Below are 21927 nucleotides of genomic sequence, written 5' to 3' on the forward strand. Positions count from 1 at the left end.
TTTGCACTTTTGACGGATGTATTCACGACAGAAAGAGGGTCCCCCTGCCGCATATTCGGCTTGTGAGGCACCCTCTTTTTTTATTCATAGTTGCAATTATAGTGCAAAAACCTTTACCCCATACGGAGCAATTTCCAGCTCCCCTGGACTAACCGATGCACCTTCCAACAAGTCCTCCAGCTCCTGCAGAAGCTTGGCTTTGACCGGTTTGTCGGTGTAGTTCAAGACAAAGGCAAACCGCCGATCATGCTTCACGCGGATTGCTACCTCAACCTCAGGCGGCAGCTCCGCCCAGCCTGCCGTAGCAGGCTGCAGCCCAAGGCGGCGGATCAAGGCATCCGCTACGTCTCGGCTGAACGCCGCCCCGAAATAATAGGCTTCACCGCTGCCATAAGGGTTGCGGGTAAGCGCCGGTTTGCCGGCATAATAGTCGCTGTCAAACACGGCTAGTGTCTGTACGTTGTCACTCTCTGGCAGCAGAATGTCGTTGAACAGACGCGCAGGTGTACTCGCTTCGGCTCCGCCATCGATCCAGCGGATGTTCGGTGTCGCTGCTTCCTTCACGATGAGCGTAAAGTCTTCGACCGTCACGCCACAAAGCTCCGCGACGACACCAGGGAATGGCGTCATGCGGCAATGTCCGCGTTGATCCTTATATCCGGAGCGTGCTCCGAAAATAAGCTTGCCTCCACCTGCTACATACTGCTTCAGCAGCTCAGCCGTTTCCTCTGACATAATGGCTGGATGCGGGTAGATGAGTACTTTATAACGAGTAAGGTCATCTAGGATAGTCTTGTTCTGTACATATAAATAATCGTAAGGAATATGGCTGAACTGTAGAGCTTTCCCCCAGCTGTATTCACTCTCGCCTGTTAGAGGACCATGATAGAGGTCAAGTTCGCCATCCCATTCATTATCATAATCGTGTAAAATGGCCACTTCCGCTGTGAAACGAGATCCAGCAATAACCTCCCCGATTTTCCCTAATTCTCGGCCAATTGTTGCGGCTTCGGCAACCCTTCGGTTGGAACGGTTATGGTAATCGTTGATGCCATGCCAATAAATCTCCGTGCCAAAAGTTGCCGTTCGCCATCTGAAGAACAGAACCATATCCGCCCCATGAGCAACAGACTGATAAGTCCACAATCGCATTTGGCCTGGTTTAGGTGCAGGTTGTCCCATCCGGTTCACCCAACCGCCAGGGCCTGATTGCTGTTCCATAATGCAGAAAGTGGGGGAGATCGAACGTACCTTGGTGAGCTGGTTGGAATTGCTGCGGTCCATGAGTGGATTCTCCCGATCGGCATCGCTCCAAATGGTTGAGAAGTTCGGATACGAGTCGAAAGAGAAGAAATCCAGCAGTTCATCCGTCATGGCATGGCTATCTAGATGACCAAACATGCCGTTAGTTGTGATCCACTGAGTTGGTGCTAGCTCACGCAAGATGTCTGCCTGCAAACGAGCGAAGGATATGGTGTTATCCGAGATAAATCGCTTTTCGTCCAGTGCTTGATGAGGGTTAGCGGATTTACTAGGCGCAGGGCGAGTTAAGTGCACTTGCTCCCAATCCGAATAGCTCTGATTCCAGAAGACGGCACCCCATGCCTGGTTCAAAGCGTCCAAGGTACCATACTTCTCCTGTACCCACTTCCGAAACGCGGCATGATCTGCCTCCGCATAGAAGACATTTACCTCGCAGTTAAGCTCGTTGTCGATTTGCCAGCCTACGACGCCAGGGTGGTTCGCATAATGAGTTGCCATAGCTTCGGTAATCTTCGCGCAATAGTCGCGATAAACAGAGCTGCTGTAATTGTAGTGACGTCTCACCCCATGCTGAAACTGCACACCTTCATAGGTAGCATTCAGAATTTCTGGGTATTTATAGCTCATCCAAGCGGGAGGAGTTGCCGTCGGAGTGCCGAGAATGACCTTCAGCCCATGTTCGTGAGCAAGGTCAATCGCGCGGTCGAATAGATCAAAGGCATAAACCCCTTCTTCAGGTTCAAAAATATTCCATGCAAACTCACCCATTCGCACGATGGTGAAGCCGATTTCCCGCATTCTCCTATAGTCATCTGCCCATAGTTGCTCCGCCCAATGCTCAGGGTAGTAGCACACGCCTAGATCAAATTTGTCGCCTGGAATGGTCTTTTCCATAAGTAACAACATCCTCATTTCTATTGACATAGTAATTTATTGTTATTTAAAATCCTTTATGTACTCATTATATTTCTTTATAATATTATGTATATATTAACATTTTGCCCCATGTATCAGATTCTTGCGTTTTGGAGGACACATGAAAATTCACTATGTATTACCGGAGCCAATGTACAAACACTACACGGTGTATCCGGATATGATTGGCCAATATGCGAAATTCCCCGAACATCAGGAGCGGCGGTTTAAGGGGCAGTTGCAACAAGCCAATTTGCATATCGTGTTAAGCGGTAAAGGCTATATTAAAGCAAACGGGAAGGAATTTTGTCTAGAAGCAGGACAAGGCTTCTATTACGGGGCGGGTCTTGAGCAGGAGTATCGGGCAGATCCGAACGATCCCTGGCAAGTATTCTGGGTACATCTTGCAGGTGAGGGACTCGACAGGCTGTTGAACGATCAAGGCACTTCAGCTGTGTGGTTGTTTACGTATAGTGATTTAGCTAAGCTCACACAACTGACTGAGGGATTATTGGAGCTGGCATCGCCTCATGATGGGAACGAGGTGCAATTGGCCGTAAAACTCTATGAACTGCTTGCTGAGCTTGCCTTACGTGCGGAGACGCATGGAACAGTGACAATACTGGATAAGCGTGCTCGAATGAGAGAGGTTGCGGAATACATTCGTATGCACTGCACGATGCCACTAACGCTTTTGCAGATGGCCGAGCAGGCAGGCTTCAGTACTTATTATTTTAGCCGGATGTTTCACGAAGTAATGGGGCGGACCCCGATGGTGTGGCTATTTGAATCTCGTCTTGTTGTAGCTAAGCAGCTGCTCATGTCTACCGAATGGACAATTAAACAAGTGGCCGAGCATATTGGTTTTTCCCAGAGCAGCTACTTTATTGCGCGTTTCCGTGAGCATACCGGACTGACGCCACAGGAGTATCGGCGGCTGTATAATGCTTAATTCCTAAGAAGCACTAATAAGCAGAAAAGTAGGGGATAATCAACGTCACTCTACTATGAATGCGCTTTCATCGACTGCCAAAGTCAAATCTGCAATAATTAAAGGCGAATACACGTTTTACATTCGATAAAGATCGGCGTAAGATTCATTACGACAAGTTGATTTTTTGTAAAAAGAAACCACTTAATTCCCAATTGGGAAACGGGGGAACCAACCGAAGCCATTCAAGCAACACATGGTTTCATGGGGTGAATCCTGATGCTCACAAGCATTAGGTAGGACGCTCTCAAGTCCGAATCCGACAGCTAACCTCGTAAGTGCATTGAGAGAGAACCGCACCCTCGCCTTCGTTATGATCAAGAAGTCCGAGAGTAGAGATTCTCTGCTCTTAGGGCTTCTTTTTGCATGCCATCAACCCAAAAAGTTACATAAATGCTACAAGGAGGCTATACTATGCATGCTATTGAAATCAATAATTTGACCAAAACCTATGGGAATGCAAGAGGTATTACGGATGTTAGTTTTACAATCGAAGAAGGGGAGATTTTTGGGTTTATTGGACCGAATGGGGCAGGGAAATCAACCACGATTCGAACGCTGCTGTCTCTGATTTTTCCAACGAGCGGCAGTGCCAAAATTTTCGGAAAAGACTGCATCCAGTTTGCGCCTGAAATTAAGAAGGAAATCGGCTACTTGCCGTCGGAAGTTTTTTACTATGACAACATGAAAGTGATCGACCTGCTCAAGTATTCGGCTAGCTTTTACAAGAAAGATTGCACGAAACGAATCCATGAGTTAGCCGAAATTATGAATTTGGATGTTACGAAAAAAATCGATGATCTATCTTTGGGCAACAAAAAGAAGGTGGGCATTGTCCAAGGGCTGCTGCACGATCCGAAGCTCATCATCCTGGATGAGCCGACAAGCGGACTGGATCCGCTCATGCAGCAAAAGTTTTTCGAATTGCTCGAACAACAGAATAAAAGGGGAGCAACGATTCTTTTTTCCTCTCACATTTTGAGTGAAGTACAGAGATTATGCGATCGTGTCGCGATTATTAAGGAAGGCAGGATTGTGACGGTTGAGAAAATCAGCACGTTAAAAGAAAACAATTTCAAGCGGTTCAAAATTGACACGGCGCAAGCGCTCGACCCTCATTTTTTCAAAATGACCGGGGTCAATAACATTGATGTCCAAGGACAGACAACCAGCTTCTTATTTAAAGGCAACATTAATCAAGTGATGCGAAAAATTGCGGAGATAGAAATCGAAAATCTGTGGATCGAAGAGCCTGATCTAGAGGAGATCTTTATGCACTACTACGAGAAGGAGGCTTAACACGGAATGAATATATTCCTTCATGAATTGCGAGCTTACCGGAAATCTACGATCACGTGGACGTGCTCCTTAATTGCTGTCATCGTCTTATTCTTATCCCTTTTTCCTTCGGTCTCTAAGGATTTTGCTGAATTCTCCAAGATATTAGAGGGGTATCCAGAAGGTGTCAGGAAAGCGCTAGGTATTCAAATTGAAACGTTTGGTACCTTACTTGGGTTCTATATGTATATCTTTATGTACATTACGCTTTGCGGAGCCATTCAAGCCATGGTTTTGGGAACGTCAATACTCTCCAAAGAGGTTCGTGAGAAAACCGCAGACTTTCTTCTTACGAAGCCCGTCACACGGACGAAAATATTGACTTCCAAGCTATTAGCGGCAGTTGTTTCATTAATAATAACCTGTGTGATCTATATCATTGCAGCCTATCTAATGGCGCTTCAAGTCAAAACGGTTGATTTTGATGTGAACGTATTTCTATTGATTTCATTCACATTACTGTTTATCCAGCTGATGTTTCTAGCTATTGGATTCATTGTTTCAGTCGTGTTTTCTAAAATAAAAGCCGTCTTATCCGTCAGTCTTGGTACGGTGTTTGCCTTTTTCGTAATCGGAATGATCGTTGCCGTAGATGGGGAGGGAGCCAAACGATATTTCTCGCCATTTAAATATTTTAGTGGGAAATACATGCTCGCGCATGCCAGTTATGAAGCCTCTTATGTCATTGCGGCCATCGCGATTATCATCGTTTCGATTGCAGCCAGCTACTTCATCTATACGAAAAAGGATGTTCATGCCGTATAACTGCGGGTGAGAGGGGGGAACAGCTAGTGAATATTTTTTGGAGAGAACTGAAAACGTATCGGAAATCGATGATTTTCTGGAGCTTAGGGCTTATTTTTCTAGTGGCCAGTGGTATGAATAAGTATCAAGCAACGGCAGCCAACGGACAGATTAATGATCTAATGGCAGAAATGCCAAAGTCCCTCCAAGTCATCATGGGTGGTGGTGCGTTAGATTTATCAAAAGCTAGCGGCTATTTCGGCATCCTGGTTCTATATTTCTTGTTGATGGCTACGATCCATGCGGCAATGCTTGGGGCCAACATTATCGCGAAGGAAGAGCGGGATAAGACGGCTGAGTTTTTATTCGTGAAGCCATTGTCCAGGAATCAAATCATCAGTTGGAAGCTGCTGAGCGCTTTTGTGAACATCCTTATTTTTAATCTCGTGTCATGGATTTCGAGTATGTTGATTGTTGGGGCTTACAGTAAAGGCGAGGCTGTCAATGGTGACATCTCGATCGTCATGCTGGGTATGTTTATTTTGCAGCTGCTTTTTCTGGTCATTGGTACCGCTATTGCAGCCGTTAATAAAAATTCCAAAAAGGCGGCCTCGCTTGCAACAGGCATCATGCTCATCACGTTCATTTTATCAATTGCCATTGATTTTAATGAGAAGCTGGCATTTTTGAAATATGTAACCCCGTTTAAATATTATGAGGCAAAAAATATCATGTATGGCGGTGGATTTGATGCCGTGTATGTGATTATTTCGGCAGTCGTCATTGCTGTGCTAACGGTTGTTACTTATGTTTCTTTTAAGAAGCGGGATTTGCACGTATAGAGTTAAAAAAGACCTTTCACCCTATCCATAGTTGGATGCGGTAAAGGTCTTTCTTCATTAATGAGATGAATAATGATTATGATAGCTTATTTCTTCAAATCCAAACGCACATCGCGACCATCGTCTTGGACAGATAACTCTTTACCAGCGGCTTTCAGGGAATTAACGTGATTCACCCATGCATCTAGCATGATGGCGCCATCTTTCCAATCCTTTACTTCACCAAAAACCGTAAAACCATCGCCACTGCCAGTAGCCATGAAATCATTGGTTGTCACTTTGAATGTACGGTCTGTATTAAACTTGCCATCGACATAGATCGGAGTGCCATCTACTAAAGTGATTTTGGAATATTTCTCACCAAGTGGCTTTGTGTTATCCCATTCAACTTTCAAACCTGAGAATTGAATAGCTGGGAGACTTGTGTACTTGTCCGTAACTTCGAGTGCTTTTTTAATTTGTGCAGCAGTCATTGTCCCTGTTACGTTGTAATTGCCAAAAGGAAGTACTTCGAACATTTCACCATAGGTTAGCTCGCCTTTGTCGATATCCGTGCGAATACCGCCAATATTCGTGAACGCTATATCGGATTTCTCAGAAGCGCGCATAGCATCCGTGATACTGTTTCCTAACTGTGTTGCGCCATCGCGGTCAGCCCCGCCATTCGTAGCAAAACGGAAAGATTTACGATTTAGCGGCTCAGCAACTACGACTTCTACTTCGCCCGATTTCGCCGAAATCTTGGCTTTATATTCTTCAACGGCTTGCTGAATTTTCGCGTCAGCTGTCGTTAGGTTTGTATATGTTTCTAACAAGCTTGCATTGGAGGAAACGACTTGCTTTGTAGTTTTGTCTACAAACAGTTGAATGTGTCCAACCGCATATAGCCAGCTTTGAGCTTCAACAACAGGAATGCCATTCACAATACCGGCAACACGCATGTGGGAATGACCGCCAACAATGGCATCTAGGGTGCCATTGCCAGTACCTTTTGCCAGATCAGCAAGCTCACTAATGATTTCAGCAGACTTTTGGTTTTGCTCTCCAGGTAGGTGGGAAGTAACCATGATGATATCGACGCCTTTCGCGCGAAGCTCATCTGACAATTCTTTCGCCAAAGGAACTGGATTTACGAAGGAAAGACCTTTAATGTTTGTTGATTTCGTCGTTGTCGTCGTTTGTGGCGTTGCGAAGCCGATGATGCCGATTTTTAGGCCATCTTTTTCAACAATGACATAGGGCTGTGTCCAGTCAACGCGTTTACCTGTTTGATCATCGATAATATTAGCCCCGAGAATAGGGAATTTAGCTTTCTTAATATTGTCGATCAGAACGTCACGGCCGAAGTCAAACTCATGATTTCCGATTGCCGCAGCATCGTATTGCACTTGCGCCATCGTATCCATTACGGATTGGCCATTCGTTGTATTGGAAATCAGCGTACCTTGCCAAGCGTCACCGCCGTCAACAACGACTGTTCCTTTGGGATTGACAGCACGGAAATCGGACACGATACCGCCAAGTGTCTCGATACCGCCTTGACCTTGATTACGTTTTTTGTCGAAGCCGACTTCAATTTTACCGTGAATATCATTGGTTGTTAAAATATCAACCACTTTAAATAAAATAGGCTTAAGCGCCTTAGCTACTTCATCACGCGTTACTTCAGCAGTAGGGTTGAAGTTACCGTCGAGGGTAGGTGTGAAAATTCCGCTAATGACAGCATAGGCAACATATGGGCGGGATTCTTTCGCGATGGACGAAGAGTCTTTGAAGTAGTTCAACACATTCTCATTCACTTGTGGCAGTTGGCCGCCAGTTACGACTTTAACGATTAATTCTGCAAGCTCTTGACGAGTCACGGCAGCATTCGGATCAAACGTACCATCAGCAAAGCCGCTAATGAGTTTCGCTGCAACGGCATTCGCAACCGCTTGTTTTTGCCAAGTCGCAAGGTCCGTGAACGCAACAGAACCAGCATCTGCACTTTGCAGCTTCGCAGCTCGGTTAATCATAGTGACCACTTCAGCGCGAGTAGCAGCATTAGCACCACGATAGTCTGTATCCCCGTAGCCCTCTACAACGCCGTTATCGATGGCAAGACGCATATCTGATTTCATTGAAACGGGAGAAGAAGGTGCGGCTGTTTCGGCAAATGCTAGACTGCTAGCGAAAGAGCTAGTGAGAACGGTTACAAGCGCGAGCGCAGTGAGGCGAGTAGTGAATGTTTTTTTCATGTGTTAACAATTCCTCCTATATATGAATAGAACGTTGGTTAATAAACCCATCTATTAGTATAAAGGGAATGCTAGATTTTGAGAAGTAAAGAAATTATTAATTGTTTTAGTAAATTACAAATGAAGTCCCTTTAACTTCCATCTACTCTATGTGTTTGACAATATTGACATTTTGCTTCAATAATTATTCATTATAGGACCCTCTGCATTTTAAACAAAATTAACGGTATTTTTGATTAACCTTTCCTTCTTCAGGAGAGATAATAGCAGTGTAAAGAAAACGATTGCAAATTGGGGAGGATATACAGATGAAAAAGGTTATGATCACTGTTCTATCAGCTGCACTCTTTCTAACAGCATGCGGAAGCACAGGCACGAAGAGCAGCACGGATAGCAGTGCGAGCCCAGCGGCTAGTGCAGCGCCAACGGCTCAAGCGAAGAAAGATCCGGTTACACTTCGCGTTGCTTGGTGGGGCGGACAAGCTCGCCACGACTATACACTGAAAGTAATTGAGCTTTACCAGCAAAAAAATCCACACGTGAAAATCGAATCCGAATATGCAGCTTTCGATGATTACTGGAAGAAGCTTGCACCACAGGCAGCTGCAAACGGTTTGCCGGACGTATTCCAAATGGATATTTCGTATTTAACACAATATGGTGGCAGAGGTCAGTTGGAAGACTTCGACTCCTACACGAAGAATGGCGTACTTAATGTAAAAGACATCAGTGAGAACAATCTGTCTGGTGGTAAAGTAGACGGCAAGCTTGTAGCGATTAACGCAGGCTCTAATGCCCTTCAATCGACGGTTGACCCGCAAATGCTGAAAGATGCCGGTATTACTGTGAAACAAGATTGGACATTAGCGGATTGGGATGGAATTGGCGCTCAGTTGAAGGCGAAAGGCAAATTGCTTGCATCTGAACTTCGTCATGATGTTTACTTCCCGTTCTTCCTCAGAGGTAAAGGTCAAAAAATGTACAGTGCCGACGGTGCATCCCTAGGCTACACGGATGATAAGCCATTCGTCGAATTCTATACGATGTACAAAAAATGGTACGATTCCGGCTACCTGCTTCCTTTGGATAAAGTGGCTCAGAAGAAAGGAACACCGGAAGACGATGAAATGGTACTTAACAATGCCGTATCGTCCAATGGCTGGTCCAACCAATTCATACTTTTGAATACGGCTGCGAAGCGTTCGCTGGATATCCTTCCTGTTCCAGGTTGGAGCCAGAACAAAGCTTTGTTCCTGAAGCCAAGTATGTACTGGACAGTTGCGAAGTCCTCTAAAGTGAAGGAAGAAGCAGTTCGCTTCGTTGACTTCCTCATTAATGATATCGATGCAAATAAAATCATTAAAGGCGAGCGCGGTGTACCAGTTTCCTCCAAAGTGAAGGAAGCATTGATGCCTGACTTGACGCCTGAACAAAAGAAAGTATTTGAATATGTAGCTTGGGCAGAGAAAAACAGCTCTCAAATGGATCCCCCGAACCCAGTAGGTGCCGTTGAAGTTGATAAATTGCTCAAAGATACAGCAGAACAAATTTTGTATAAGAAGCTAACCGTTGAGGAAGGCGCAGCTAAATTCCGTAAGGAAGCTACAGCTATCTTAGCGAAAAACAAAAAATAATAGAGAAAAGCTCCTACTCGACAATCGTCAAGTAGGAGCTTTTTTAACATGTAATTAAGTGCTGAAAGTCCGATTTTATAACTCGGTTAATTAAACAAAATGAACGGTTTTTTGCCTTCTGGCTGGCCTGGAACAACCCTATAATAAAGATAGAGAAGGGACGCTGGGAGTTGCCTAGCCACACCTTAGATCATACGTATAGGGGTTGAATAACCATGAATAAGCTGCGCTATAACGACAACATGGTCGGTTATGTGTTTGCCTCACCGTTCATACTAGGCTTTCTTATTTTCACATTATTTCCAATCTGCACTTCCTTCTATTATTCATTTACGGATTACAATTTATTCGAAGCTCCTAATTTCATCGGTTTCGATAACTATCAGAAGATGTTTACGGCTGACGATAAATATTGGAAATCAGTTGGCGTCACATTAACCTATGTACTTGCTAGCGTTCCTTTCAGATTGATGTTCGCTCTCGCCGTCGCGATGTTGTTGAACAAAGCCGTTAGAGGTATCAGCGTATACCGTTCTTCCTTTTACCTGCCTTCCCTCATCGGGGGCAGCGTTGCCGTTTCGATCATGTGGACGCAAATTTTTGGCGACAAGGGCTTGGTAAATTCCTTGCTTGCAGTAATTGGCATACATTCAGATACCTCATGGATCGGTAATCCCGGCACGGCGCTTTGGACACTAATTGCACTATCCGTATGGCAGTTTGGATCCTCGATGTTGATCTTTCTTGCCGGACTCAAAAATATTCCGCAATCCTACTACGAAGCAGCTGGCGTGGATGGCGCGAATAAAACTCGCCAGTTTTTCAACATCACGCTGCCGCTGCTTAGCCCGATCATTCTTTTTAACCTCATCATGCAAACGATCTCTGCCTTTATGACATTCACACCTGCCTACATTATTTCCCGTGGAGAAGGCGGGCCGCTCGATAATACACTGCTCTATTCCTTGTACTTATACCGCAGAGCCTTCCAGTTCTACGAAATGGGTTACGCCTCTGCGATGGCATGGGTCATGCTGCTGCTAGTCGGCCTCATCGCGCTATTGCTATTCCAAACCTCCAAGTATTGGGTCCATTACGAATCAAAAGGAGATTGAGAACATGACGACTATCAGCTTAAAAAAGAGCTTAAAGCCGTATGGCTATCATATCGTGGTTGGCGCCTTGGCACTGGTTATGATTTATCCGATTCTTTGGCTGATTGCCAGCTCGCTTAAACCGAACGACGAAATATTTTCAAATGCTTATAGTCTAATTCCGAGCAGTATCGCTTGGAAAAATTACGTGACAGGGTGGAAAGGCTTCGCAGGAAACACCTTTACGACGTTCTTCCTTAACTCTTTTTATATCGTTATATTGTCCACGATCGGAGCTGTCGTAAGCTCTGCGCTGGTAGCCTATGCGTTTGCCCGTATTCCTTTTGTCGGTAAAAATATTTGGTTCACCTGCATGATGATGACCATGATGCTGCCGCATGACGTTACGATCATTCCGCAATACGTGATGTTTGCCAAGCTAGGTTGGCTGTCGTCGTTTAAACCGATTATCGTGCCGCAATTTTTCGCGATTCCGTTTTTTATTTTCCTAATCATGCAATTTATTCGGACGATTCCCGTCGAGCTGGATGAAGCTGCTAAAATGGACGGCTGCAGTAAATACAGTATTTTCTTCCGTATTCTTGTGCCATTGATTGTCCCATCGTTGATCACTGCGACGATTTTCTCCTTCTACTGGAGATGGGAAGATTTCATCAACCCGCTGCTGTACCTGAACAAGCCGTCATTATATCCAGTCTCACTGGCCTTGAAGTTATTCTTGGACGGTGACTCGCTGAATAACTGGGGTGGCATGTTTGCGATGGCTTCGGCGTCACTCGTTCCGATCGTTGTCGTGTTTTTCATTTTTCAACGTTATATCGTTGAGGGGATTAGTACGAGTGGTTTGAAAGGTTAGGTTGGGGATATCGTAAAAATGGCTGTCAGCCAAGTAGTTGCGACTACTTGGTTGGCGGTTTTCTCAACATTTATACTTTCCAATATCTGAGAAGTGCAAAAGTACAACTTTTCTATATCAAATACACCATTTCAGTCAAAATTGATGCAAAAAGGCATCAATTTCTGCATTTTCAGCTCTATTTAGACATTTTCGACCAAAAAAGATGCCTTTTTGCATTTATTTTATACGGTGAAGTGAATTCCCCTAAAAAGAATGCTCTTTTGCATTTTTGCCTCCTATGTACGGAGCACTTCCTATTATGTCAAAAAAGCCAGCAAACGTTGAGTTTGCTGGCTTCTTTCATATTAATTTTCCTTTTGCGCCAAGCTCATTTCAACGCACATAAGAATAAAAGCTCCGGCGCCGTGCAAATCATTCTCGCTGGTAGGGCGGGCGATATAGTGGGCATAGTCGCCGATCCCTGTTCCGATGCAGATCTGTCCGATGATGACGTTGCCGTTCTCATCAAACTTCAGTGTATCAATGACGCCTTGATACCCCTTCCAAGCATAGGACAAATACTTGGCATCGAGATAGCCGAAGCGCACTGCTTTGGCGATGGCGTGCACGTATAAGGCTGTGCAGGAATTTTCCAGCCAGTTGTCGGGCTGGTCCGCTTTGTCGACAACCTGATACCATAGGCCAGTTTCCTCATCTTGAAACTTCGTCAGTGAGATGAGCAAATCTTGGAGGATAGTTACAAGCTTATCTTTATCCTTGTGGTCCTCTGGCAGGTACTCGAACATTTCCAGCAACGCGACAGGGTACCAGCCGATGGCACGCCCCCAGAACTCAGGCGCCATGCCTGTAACAGGGTCAGCCCAAGCTACAGCTTTCGTTTCATCCCACCCGTGGTAGAGAAGGCCCGTCTTAGGATCTTTCGTATGCTTTTCCATCAAGATCGCTTGGTAAGTCAGCATGTCAAAATATTCAGGTGCGTCGAATGTCTTAGCAAACATCGTGGCAATCGGCCCAGCCATATATAACCCGTCCAGCCACATTTGATTCGGATATTTATCCTTATGCCAGAAGCCGCCGGATGGGTTCGTTTTCCATGTTTTTAAAAGAGGAACCAACGTGTGTAAGGCTTTCTTGTATCTTTCGTCGCCTGTTTGCTCGTATAGGTTAAAGAGAAGCACGCCTGGTTGAAGATCATCGAGCTCAAACGAGTTGTACTCCTTGATGCTGCCGTCAGCGAGGATCTGGCTATCCACCCATCTTTTCAGATACGTATAGTATTTATCGTTGTTTGTCTCCTGCCAGCATTTCTCCATACCTGACAGAAAGACGCCTTGATGATAGTGAAAACGGTTCGGCGGAAGTAATTCCGGCTCAAATTTGAACATTAACGCCTCGCAAGCCTTCTCAGCCCATTGAATGGGGGTTAATGCCTCTTGTACTTGTACCTTTGTATTAGATTCTGAAGAATTCATCTGATTAACTCCTCCTTCTTGTTATGAGTCTATTTTAGCAGAGGAAAATGTACATTTTTTGCTAAAATACATTATTTCTTCTTATATCTTGCAGGAAGTTAGGATAGGCGTATAATAAATGGCAAGTCAAAAGAGAGGCGGAGATCACCATGGGGGATTTTCATTTCGATAACGGTGAGGGAACCTTCTCCGTATCCCATCGGAAGGCATTGAGTCACCATATGCCGACGAGTCATTTTCATAGTACATACGAAATTTTCTATTTAATGTCGGGCAAACGGACTTTTTTTATAAAGGATAGAACGATGATCATGAACGAGGGAGATGTCATTATCATCTCTCCGAATATTTTGCATCGGACAACGAATACAGAAATGCCGAAGCATGAGCGGCTCATCGTTAACATTCATGAGAGCTATATGGCCTCGGTTAACGGCTCCTATCGGGACATTTTGCAGCCACTGTTTGAGAACGAGTACATGATCATCAAATGTTCCCTGCATGACAGGCTTTCCATCGAGTCGCTTGGGCAGGGCATCTTGCATGAGCTGCAGGAGAAGAAGCCTGGCTTCGAGATGTACGCGCAGACGCTGGTGCTGCAACTGCTTATTATTTGCTGTCGACATATGAAACAGAACAGCATCGAGTCGCTGGAATCGCCAAGCCCGATGCATGAAAGAATTTACGAGGTTGTTCGCTATATGAACAATCACTATGCACAGGATTTGCCGCTGCAACTGTTGGCGGATACATTTTACGTGAGCCCCTATTACTTAAGCCGTTTTTTTAAAGAAGCAACGGGCTTTACGTTCGTGGAATATTTGAACAGCGTTAGGATCAAGGAAGCGAAAAAGCTTCTGGAGCAAACCAACATGAAAGTTAGCCTGATTGCGAAAAGGGTCGGTTTTGGGAGTGTTACGCATTTTGGCCGCGTATTTAAATTAGTGACGGGACATGCGCCGTTGTTTTACAGGAAGGAGAAGTAGGGGAACACTAATGATGGTTAATTCGTCCATTTTAGGGGAGAATATATGGAAAATACGGTAGCTTGAGGAAATGTAAATGAAGAAGATATTGGTTTTGGTAATCGTAGTTTCTTTGGTTTGGTGCATCAGCCTAACAATCAACGCGGACGATCATGATGAGTGGGAAACTTTGAATGATCATGTTAATGGCTACAGTTTAACCTATCCTGAATCTATGCGAGTAGACGGTACATTGCAGCCCGTTCGAACTGTATTGTCTGACCCTGACACCAAGGTAGAAGTTTATTATGATAATTTTCAAGGGACGATAACAGATTCAGCTATTTACATGAGCTACGCCAATCAAAAAGTGATTGAAGATACCTACAATACGGTGGAAAAAGACGAAACGAGGATGCTCAATGGGATGAATACCCATGTCCTCAAGTGGCATCGCGATAAACTGACGAAAATGTCGGATGACAAAAATCATTATGTATCCATTGAGATTGCCAAAAATAACGTAGAGGTATACACATTATTGATCAAATCTAGATTACCCATTCAAAATGAGTTAGATTGGATCAATGGTTTTAAGATCATCGATAAAACGGAGACTGCTACACTGGAAGCGCATCTTAAAGAGCTGCCATTACAACGAAACAAAGAAACATTGAAGGCGTACAATCACTATTTTAAAAGCAATCTTCTCCGCTGGGGGATTTTTCAGCCTGACGCGCCTGATAAATTCACGAATCTCCAGAAAAAAGAAGATGATTTGCATTACACCTTCGATGTCCTTTTGCGTTATCAATCTATTACCCAGGAAATGCCGAAACAAGCCTTAATTCAGGCATGGAACAATAAACGTTTGGTGGAGTTGACTTTACAAACCATCGGCAGCGATCACAAAGCCAGTTTTACATATGACATCTTGAATGGCAAGTACGATGCCTATTTTGGGCAATACGCAAAAGATTTAAAAGCTTTTGGACATCCAGTCTTGTTCCGACTAAACAATGAGATGAATGGGGACTGGGTGGGCTATTCCGCTTATTTCTCATCGAAAGACACAGATTTATATAAAGCGGTCTGGAAGTACGTGTATAACGTATTTAAGGAAAACGGGGTCGACAATGTAATCTGGGTGTGGAATCCGAATCATGAATCGAAGCCGGCTTTTGCTTGGAATCACGAGCTCATGTATTATCCTGGGGATGAGTATGTGGAAGTGATCGGTTTAACCGCCTATAACACAGGTAATTATTACACAGCGGCGGGCGAAAAGTGGAGCACGTTTCAAGAGCTATATGACCCGCTATACAAACGGTATGTGCACTGGTTTGATAAGCCGCTGATGATCACGGAATTTGCCTCAAGTTCAATCGGAGGCGACAAGGCGGCATGGATTGAAGACATGTTTCGTGTGATGTACAGATATCCGAAAATCAAAGTCGCGATCTGGTGGAATGCCATAGATTGGGATGGCGATCAACCTGCTCGGATTTATGAGATGGATGATGACCAGCCAGTTATAAATTCTTTTCGAAGCGGATTAAAATCATACGCTGAACGATAGTGAAGGAGCTTCCCTACTACTCACCATTGGACACGAAGCACTCATCGGAGTGCCTGCATGTCGATTCCTTTTTCGGTAAGTAGTTTTGACGAAGATCAAGAGGCAGCCAAATGGCTGCCTTTTTCACGTTTACTTGCCGTATAAACCCAGTTTTTTGAAGATTTACCGTGGAGTATCATATTCCCTGGCGATAATCATTTGCTCAGAAAAATGGTAAATATGAGCAAATGATTGTTTCGGAACCGTATTCCGACCTGCTACGCTGATGTGGATCTTCGAAATAATTAAGCCAGCTATGAGGTTTGATGATGCGAGGGGGGATAAAGTAAATTCGTGTATTTGTAAGCGGTTTCGATGGCGTCATAATCAATTATGCGTAGGAGGAATTCAATTGAAAAAAAGTGTTGCAAAGGGATCGAATTACGTTTTATTGTTCACGCTTATCATCTCAATAATCGCAAGCGGATTGGCCGCTAAGGTCGTGCAAGCTTCCGGTGTTGCAATCACAGGCAGTGGAGGCTGGAATGAGACGGCTTTTGTAGAATGGTCACCTGCAAGCAATGCTCAGGGGTATAATGTTTATGTTAAACCTGCAAGTGCAGCAGATTCGCAATATAAACAAATTGATACGCAATTGATCCGACAATACCCTACATATTGGAGAGCTGATGCTGTAGGGCTTGCAGCTGGAAGTTATGTAATGAAAGTTGAAGCCGTACTGTCAGGTGGTACAACAGAAAGTACTGTTTCATCTACGCTAATCGTAAAGGCACATGACAGATCTGGATTTGCTTTTGCAAATCAATCACCATTTGGCACAGGTTCAGGCGCGTATAATGAAGATGGTACACTTAGGAATGGTGCTCAAGTTATTTATGTAACATCTGCGACTGCACAGACAGTAACGCTAGATGTCATCACAAGCAGTTCAGGCACGAAACAAACAGGTGTTGGTTTAGGTGCAATTATGGCACTCAGACAAAAAGGCTACGATAAAACTCCACTTGCAATTCGATTTATTGGAAAAGTTACAGCTGCTGACATGGGTTCCTCCATTAACAGCAGTGGATTTCTTCAAGTAAAAGGTAATTCAGTTTATACGGAAATGAATACTACACTAGAAGGTATCGGAAAAGATGCTACTGTTTATGGATGGGGATTCCTAATTAGAAATGTAGGTAATGTAGAAGTAAGAAACCTTGGTGTTTTGTTATTCCAAGACGATGCCATTTCAATGGATACAGGTAATGTTAATATTTGGGTGCATAATAATGATATTACTTATGGACAAGCGGGATCAGATGCTGACCAAGTAAAAGGTGATGGTTCAACTGACCTTAAAGGTGCATCAACGTATACGACAATCTCTTACAATCACTATTTTGATTCCGGAAAAGCTGCTCTAATTGGTTTGAGTGAATCAACAGAATTCTTTGTAACATTCCACCATAACTGGTTTGACCATTCAGACTCTCGTCATCCACGTATCAGAAAAGGAACTATTCATATCTATAATAACTTCTTTGATGGAGTCTCCAAATATGGTACTGGTATGACAACAGCAGGTTCAGCCTTTGTAGAATCAAATTATTACAGACATTCTAAAAATCCAATGTTGATTTCCTTACAAGGTACTGATATTGCAGGTGGGTCAGCGGGTACATTCTCCGGTGAACCTGGCGGTATGATTAAAGCATACAATAATAGCATTGTAGATATTGTTGGAGGTCTTATTTATGCAAACTCCAATGCAGGAACGGGTCCAGCTCATGCAACAGAATTTGATGCATACTTAGCTTCGACAAGAAACGAAACAGTTTCAAGTTCATACAAAGCAAAATCAGGTGGATCAACTTATAATAACTTTGATACTACGATCGACACTGGAGTACTTGTAGCTGACATTGATGACGTTAGCACTGTTGAACAAGTTGTTACAGCAGAAGCTGGACGTCTAGGTAATGGAGACTTTACATGGGCATTTAATGATGCAGTTGATGACACATCTTCTGACATTAATTCACCACTGATGACGAAAATACAAAATTACACAACGCAACTTGTATCTGTAGGCGGTAATTCAACAGGAACAACGCCTCCAACATCAACACCGACACCAACGCCTCCAACATCAACGCCAACGCCGACACCACCGACCTCAACGCCTACACCAACACCGCCGGCTGGATCAGCGATTGTTCATAACTTTACAACTGATGGCAAAACAAGCAGCTTCTTTGCGATTACAGGCAGCCTCTCAACAACAAAAGGAACTGTGGTTTATAATGGTTTAACACTTACGCAATGTCTAAAAATCGAGAGCTCCACCAATATCGGGTTCACCACAACTGCCGCTAAAACATTAACATTAGTGTTAAATACAGCAAACGGTACAAAAATCAAGGTCGATGGAACGGACTATTCCATGACGAATGGGATTGTCACGGTATCCCTTGCACCTGGGGCACATACGATTACGAAGGCTGATGTTACCAATCTTTATTACATGAAATTGGAATAGTAGCTCTGCAGAAGCTAGCAAACCATTAGGTTTGCTGGCTTTTTTTCATTAGCTTAAATAAACGTGAAACAGGGAATTCGTAAACAAGCGAGAATTATGTGTACATATCAAAAATGAAGAGGCTCTGACGCATAGCGTCTCTTCATTTTGGCATCTGAAAAAAGAACAAAAACTGAAGAGCATCGAGCAAAGACAGCGCAATAAGAAAACGTTTACAATAAGCTTGTAAAACAAATTTATGAGCGGGGGTATTAGATATGAAAAAGAATTTAGTAGTCAGCATGTCTGCACTAATGGCGGTGTCCTTGACGTTGGCGGCTTGCGGAAACAGCACTTCCAGTCCTTCGCCGAGCACAGCTTCTACGGGTGAGAAACAGTCCGCAGCCCCAACGGCTGCGAGCAGTGAGGCTCCAAAGAATGGCAATAACGACGCCTACACCTTGAAAGTATCCAGCTGGTTCTTGGATGATACGCCTCAAAACAGTGCTTTTAAACAAGTGGCAGAAAAGAAGTTTCGTGAAAAATACCCGAATGTGAAGATTCAATGGGATACGCTGCTTGGAGAAAAATATATGGACAAATTGAAGGCAGATCTTACTGCAGGGAGCGCAGCCGATGTCATCTGGAGTCAGAACGTCGCGCAGTTTGGGAAAGCCGGATATTTGGCTGATTTGTCTACTGAACCTTGGGCTGCTAATATTCTGGACGCAACTAGGCCTTTAGAATCCTTTGACGGTAAGCTATACGGCGCAGCAGCGACGGTTTCGGTGAATGGTGTATTTTATAACAAAAAAATGTTTAGCGATGCCGGTGTGCAGCCACCTAAAACATGGGATGATTTCATCGCCATTAACGAGAAGCTGAAAGCTAAGAAAGTTACGCCAATTATCGCCGGATTTAAAGACGCGTGGACGGTTGGATTGACACTTGGCGTTATCGCCGATTCCATGATAGAAGTGGCTAACCCGAACTATTTATTCGATATCTATAATGGCAAGGCTAAGTTAACCGGCCCAGAAATGACAGCTACAACAGATGCGTTCCTGCAATTGGCCAAGGGTGGTTACTTCAATAAGGATGCCCTTTCCTTGGATTGGCCGGGCAGCTTGGCAGCCTTTGAGCAAGGAAAAGCAGCCATGATTATTCAAGGCAACTGGGTACCGGGGATGATGGATGGGGACGTGAAGGACAAAGGAATGCCGAAGCAGGAAGTTGGTTTCTTCGCAATCCCGAATAAAGAGGGGAAATCGGCGCTTTCTGCAGGACCTGACCACAGCATATCGGTCAATGCCAAGACGCAGCATATGCAAGCGGCGAAAGATTTCGTTGCTATGGTTTTAAGTCAGGATGTTCTATCCGTGCACATTAAAGACGTTGCTTTCCCTGGTATTAAGAATATTAAAGGCGAGTTCGGCAATCCAGCCATGACGGACGTGATGAATGCGATGGCCTCTAGTAGCTCCGTAGTCGGCGTGAACAGCAGCAATTTCTTAGCTAGCTCGGCTTGGACGGGGATTCAAAATGGGGTGCTGAAAGTTATCGGCGGTGGCGATTTCGGCGATACACTCGCAGTTGCGCAACAGAATTACGATAAAGACAAAGGTACAATCGTTATTCCTAAGCAATAAGAACGCTAAGTTAAAACTCTAAGGATAGCCAGTTGTGGCCTCGGCTCCAGCTGGCTGTCTAATCAGGGGAGAATCGTATGAATAATGAACGCAAGCTGTTTCGCTTTGGGTTGTTGTTAACGCTGCCAGCGACCGTCATCTTTTTACTTTTTAATTATTATCCGTTTGTTAGCTCTTTGTATTACTCCTTCACGCAATGGGACGGGATTAACAAACCCATTTTCATAGGTCTGAAAAATTATAGAGACTTATTTCATGATCAGGCGATGCTCCACGGTGGGCTTCATACGCTGTACATCGTAATCTTCGGGATCATCATCTCTAATCCGCTTTCTTTGCTTCTGGCTTTGCTGTTAGACAAACCGTTTCGGTCGAAAGCGATCCTGCGAACCGCCTTTTATTTGCCCGTTATTATTAGCTTGGTCGTCGTGTCTATTGTGTGGAACTTCTTATTGAAATACGACGGTGTCATGAACGCGGTGCAAACGGGGCTTGGATTGGGTGCGTACACGCAAGATTGGCTGGGGAGTATTCATTATGCGCTCGCGATGATCATTATGATTTCCGTCTGGCAGGGTACCGGCTTTGGAGCCGTTATTTACTTGGCTGGGCTACAGTCGATTCCCAAGGAGATCTTGGAAGCATCGCAGATCGATGGTGCCAGCGGCTGGCGGAAGGTGATCTATATCATTATCCCGCTGATCATGCCGGTGATTACGATTTGTACGTTTTTCGGTCTTGTTGGCTCCTTGAAAATGTTTGATTTACCGTTTGTTCTCACAAACGGGGGGCCAGGGGATGCGACACTGACGATCGCCCAAGCCATTTATAATTTTGCTTTCGTCAATCAGACCTATGGCTATTCGACGGCAGCAGGTATTGTCTTCATGATCATTTGCCTGATCGTGACAACGGTACAATTAAGAATTACCCGCAAAATGGAGGTGGAATTATGACGCAATCCTCCCTTACAGCCAAACGCAAGCCTGGATTTATTGTGCTAGAAGCGATTCTGCTAGTCATGGCTCTGCTTTATCTTTTTCCGGTCATCTACTTATTCGCAGCGAGTATGAAAAAGAGCGCGGAGTTCTACGAACCGCTTAAACTCCCACATTGGTATTTCGGCAATTACGCTAAGGTGTTCGAGCAGACCCATCTGTTTCAGGCATTGGGCAACACGCTCTATATTTGCTTGGTGACGCTCGCTATTAATATTCTCGTCTCTTCGATGGCTGGTTATATCATTGGTAGAAACCAACATCGTTATTTTCAATTGTTATTCTATGTATTTCTGTCCGGTATGATTATTCCCATTCAGACGAGTATGGTTGCTTTATTCAAATTACAGCAAATTCTTCATATGCAAAGCTCGCTCACCTACTTGTGCCTGCTTTATGTCGCGGGCGGAATCCCTTACGGGACGATGGTTTATACAGGATTTATCAAATCGGTTCCGAGGGAACTGGAAGAGTCGGCTTCGATCGACGGGGCAGGACGATTCCGAACCTTTTGGTCGATTATTTTTCCACTGCTGCTGCCAGCAACTGGCACGATTCTCGTCACGACTGTATTTTGGTATTGGAATGATTTCATTAGTCCATTGTTATACTTGGATATTAACCAAACACCAACTTTAATTACACTGATCTTTAAATTTAGAGTCGAGCGTGGTGTCGATTGGGGCCCAATCTTCTCCATTTGTGTTTTGGCGACGTTACCTTTAATCGTGTTGTTCTTGTTTACCCAAAAGTACTTAATTAAAGGCTTTGTTGCAGGTGCCGTGAAAGGGTAACCTGAATAAGCCTCCTACATTCATATCGGAGA

At 44.3% G+C, this 21927-nt stretch carries 16 protein-coding genes and 1 riboswitch; of the genes, 13 read left to right on the top strand and 3 right to left on the bottom strand.

Annotated features, from left to right (window positions below):
* Window positions 1-96 precede the first annotated feature (96 nt).
* Window positions 97-2157 carry a beta-galactosidase gene (locus tag AC58UX_RS26825; protein WP_497258436.1) on the bottom strand — a complete coding sequence of 687 codons (2061 nt, stop codon included), beginning with the start codon at window positions 2155-2157 and terminating at the stop codon, window positions 97-99.
* A 142-nt stretch (window positions 2158-2299) separates the two neighbouring features.
* Here AC58UX_RS26825 and AC58UX_RS26830 point away from each other — a divergent pair, with 142 nt between their 5' ends.
* From AC58UX_RS26830 to AC58UX_RS26845, 4 genes are all read left to right on the top strand, one after another.
* The gene (locus AC58UX_RS26830; RefSeq protein WP_497258438.1) at window positions 2300-3130 is read left to right on the top strand and encodes an AraC family transcriptional regulator; all 831 of its coding nucleotides are present in this window, start codon (window positions 2300-2302) and stop codon (window positions 3128-3130) included.
* Window positions 3131-3300: 170 nt separating this feature from the next.
* A riboswitch (cyclic di-AMP (ydaO/yuaA leader) is annotated at window positions 3301-3466 on the top strand.
* A 117-nt stretch (window positions 3467-3583) separates the two neighbouring features.
* Window positions 3584-4468: an ABC transporter ATP-binding protein gene (locus AC58UX_RS26835; protein ID WP_497258440.1), complete on the top strand. Its 885-nt coding sequence runs from the start codon at window positions 3584-3586 to the stop codon at window positions 4466-4468.
* A 6-nt stretch (window positions 4469-4474) separates the two neighbouring features.
* Window positions 4475-5272: an ABC transporter permease subunit gene (locus AC58UX_RS26840; RefSeq protein ID WP_497258442.1), complete on the top strand. Its 798-nt coding sequence runs from the start codon at window positions 4475-4477 to the stop codon at window positions 5270-5272.
* Window positions 5273-5298: 26 nt separating this feature from the next.
* The gene (locus AC58UX_RS26845; protein WP_497258444.1) at window positions 5299-6093 is read left to right on the top strand and encodes a DUF2705 family protein; all 795 of its coding nucleotides are present in this window, start codon (window positions 5299-5301) and stop codon (window positions 6091-6093) included.
* Window positions 6094-6179: 86 nt separating this feature from the next.
* Here AC58UX_RS26845 and AC58UX_RS26850 read toward each other — a convergent pair whose 3' ends face one another.
* Window positions 6180-8330, bottom strand: a complete 2151-nt coding sequence (locus AC58UX_RS26850) for a 5'-nucleotidase C-terminal domain-containing protein (protein ID WP_497258446.1) — start codon at window positions 8328-8330, stop codon at window positions 6180-6182.
* 308 nt (window positions 8331-8638) lie between these two features.
* Between AC58UX_RS26850 and AC58UX_RS26855 the strand changes: the two genes are divergently transcribed.
* The 3 genes from AC58UX_RS26855 to AC58UX_RS26865 all read left to right on the top strand — a co-directional run bounded on the left by AC58UX_RS26855 (window position 8639) and on the right by AC58UX_RS26865 (window position 11935).
* A complete protein-coding gene (locus AC58UX_RS26855; RefSeq protein WP_497258448.1) occupies window positions 8639-9964 on the top strand; it encodes an ABC transporter substrate-binding protein in 1326 nt (441 codons plus the stop codon).
* A 215-nt stretch (window positions 9965-10179) separates the two neighbouring features.
* Window positions 10180-11079 carry a carbohydrate ABC transporter permease gene (locus AC58UX_RS26860; RefSeq protein WP_497258450.1) on the top strand — a complete coding sequence of 300 codons (900 nt, stop codon included), beginning with the start codon at window positions 10180-10182 and terminating at the stop codon, window positions 11077-11079.
* Between the two features lie 4 nt (window positions 11080-11083).
* Complete coding sequence (locus tag AC58UX_RS26865) at window positions 11084-11935, top strand: carbohydrate ABC transporter permease (protein WP_497258452.1); 852 nt, start codon at window positions 11084-11086, stop codon at window positions 11933-11935.
* A 347-nt stretch (window positions 11936-12282) separates the two neighbouring features.
* On the opposite strand, the gene AC58UX_RS26870 is transcribed toward AC58UX_RS26865, so the two are convergent.
* Window positions 12283-13410 carry a glycoside hydrolase family 88/105 protein gene (locus AC58UX_RS26870; protein WP_497258454.1) on the bottom strand — a complete coding sequence of 376 codons (1128 nt, stop codon included), beginning with the start codon at window positions 13408-13410 and terminating at the stop codon, window positions 12283-12285.
* A gap of 149 nt (window positions 13411-13559) precedes the next feature.
* Between AC58UX_RS26870 and AC58UX_RS26875 the strand changes: the two genes are divergently transcribed.
* The 6 genes from AC58UX_RS26875 to AC58UX_RS26900 all read left to right on the top strand — a co-directional run bounded on the left by AC58UX_RS26875 (window position 13560) and on the right by AC58UX_RS26900 (window position 21895).
* On the top strand, window positions 13560-14396 hold the full coding sequence (locus AC58UX_RS26875) for an AraC family transcriptional regulator (RefSeq protein WP_497258456.1): 837 nt from the start codon (window positions 13560-13562) through the stop codon (window positions 14394-14396).
* Between the two features lie 76 nt (window positions 14397-14472).
* A complete protein-coding gene (locus tag AC58UX_RS26880; protein WP_497258458.1) occupies window positions 14473-15954 on the top strand; it encodes a glycoside hydrolase family 26 protein in 1482 nt (493 codons plus the stop codon).
* 391 nt (window positions 15955-16345) lie between these two features.
* The gene (locus AC58UX_RS26885) at window positions 16346-18475 is read left to right on the top strand and encodes a pectate lyase family protein (RefSeq protein WP_497258460.1); all 2130 of its coding nucleotides are present in this window, start codon (window positions 16346-16348) and stop codon (window positions 18473-18475) included.
* Window positions 18476-18732: 257 nt separating this feature from the next.
* Entirely contained in the window at window positions 18733-20103 is a 1371-nt protein-coding gene (locus AC58UX_RS26890; protein ID WP_497258462.1) for an ABC transporter substrate-binding protein, read from the top strand.
* A 77-nt stretch (window positions 20104-20180) separates the two neighbouring features.
* A complete protein-coding gene (locus AC58UX_RS26895) occupies window positions 20181-21059 on the top strand; it encodes a carbohydrate ABC transporter permease (protein WP_497258464.1) in 879 nt (292 codons plus the stop codon).
* Window positions 21056-21895, top strand: a complete 840-nt coding sequence (locus AC58UX_RS26900) for a carbohydrate ABC transporter permease (protein ID WP_497258466.1) — start codon at window positions 21056-21058, stop codon at window positions 21893-21895. Before AC58UX_RS26895 ends, AC58UX_RS26900 begins: the two co-directional genes overlap by 4 nt.
* Window positions 21896-21927 lie beyond the last annotated feature (32 nt).

Source organism: Paenibacillus sp. J22P90, from assembly GCF_059692195.1.

What these genes read in the sequence shown, in the direction of transcription:
- AC58UX_RS26825 (WP_497258436.1), bottom strand. Translation starts at nt 2,157, where the DNA reads ATGGAAAAGACCATTCCAGGCGACAAATTTGATCTAGGCGTGTGCTAC.
- AC58UX_RS26830 (WP_497258438.1), top strand. Translation starts at nt 2,300, where the DNA reads ATGAAAATTCACTATGTATTACCGGAGCCAATGTACAAACACTACACG.
- AC58UX_RS26835 (WP_497258440.1), top strand. Translation starts at nt 3,584, where the DNA reads ATGCATGCTATTGAAATCAATAATTTGACCAAAACCTATGGGAATGCA.
- AC58UX_RS26840 (WP_497258442.1), top strand. Translation starts at nt 4,475, where the DNA reads ATGAATATATTCCTTCATGAATTGCGAGCTTACCGGAAATCTACGATC.
- AC58UX_RS26850 (WP_497258446.1), bottom strand. Translation starts at nt 8,330, where the DNA reads ATGAAAAAAACATTCACTACTCGCCTCACTGCGCTCGCGCTTGTAACC.
- AC58UX_RS26855 (WP_497258448.1), top strand. Translation starts at nt 8,639, where the DNA reads ATGAAAAAGGTTATGATCACTGTTCTATCAGCTGCACTCTTTCTAACA.
- AC58UX_RS26860 (WP_497258450.1), top strand. Translation starts at nt 10,180, where the DNA reads ATGAATAAGCTGCGCTATAACGACAACATGGTCGGTTATGTGTTTGCC.
- AC58UX_RS26865 (WP_497258452.1), top strand. Translation starts at nt 11,084, where the DNA reads ATGACGACTATCAGCTTAAAAAAGAGCTTAAAGCCGTATGGCTATCAT.
- AC58UX_RS26870 (WP_497258454.1), bottom strand. Translation starts at nt 13,410, where the DNA reads ATGAATTCTTCAGAATCTAATACAAAGGTACAAGTACAAGAGGCATTA.
- AC58UX_RS26875 (WP_497258456.1), top strand. Translation starts at nt 13,560, where the DNA reads ATGGGGGATTTTCATTTCGATAACGGTGAGGGAACCTTCTCCGTATCC.
- AC58UX_RS26880 (WP_497258458.1), top strand. Translation starts at nt 14,473, where the DNA reads ATGAAGAAGATATTGGTTTTGGTAATCGTAGTTTCTTTGGTTTGGTGC.
- AC58UX_RS26890 (WP_497258462.1), top strand. Translation starts at nt 18,733, where the DNA reads ATGAAAAAGAATTTAGTAGTCAGCATGTCTGCACTAATGGCGGTGTCC.
- AC58UX_RS26895 (WP_497258464.1), top strand. Translation starts at nt 20,181, where the DNA reads ATGAATAATGAACGCAAGCTGTTTCGCTTTGGGTTGTTGTTAACGCTG.
- AC58UX_RS26900 (WP_497258466.1), top strand. Translation starts at nt 21,056, where the DNA reads ATGACGCAATCCTCCCTTACAGCCAAACGCAAGCCTGGATTTATTGTG.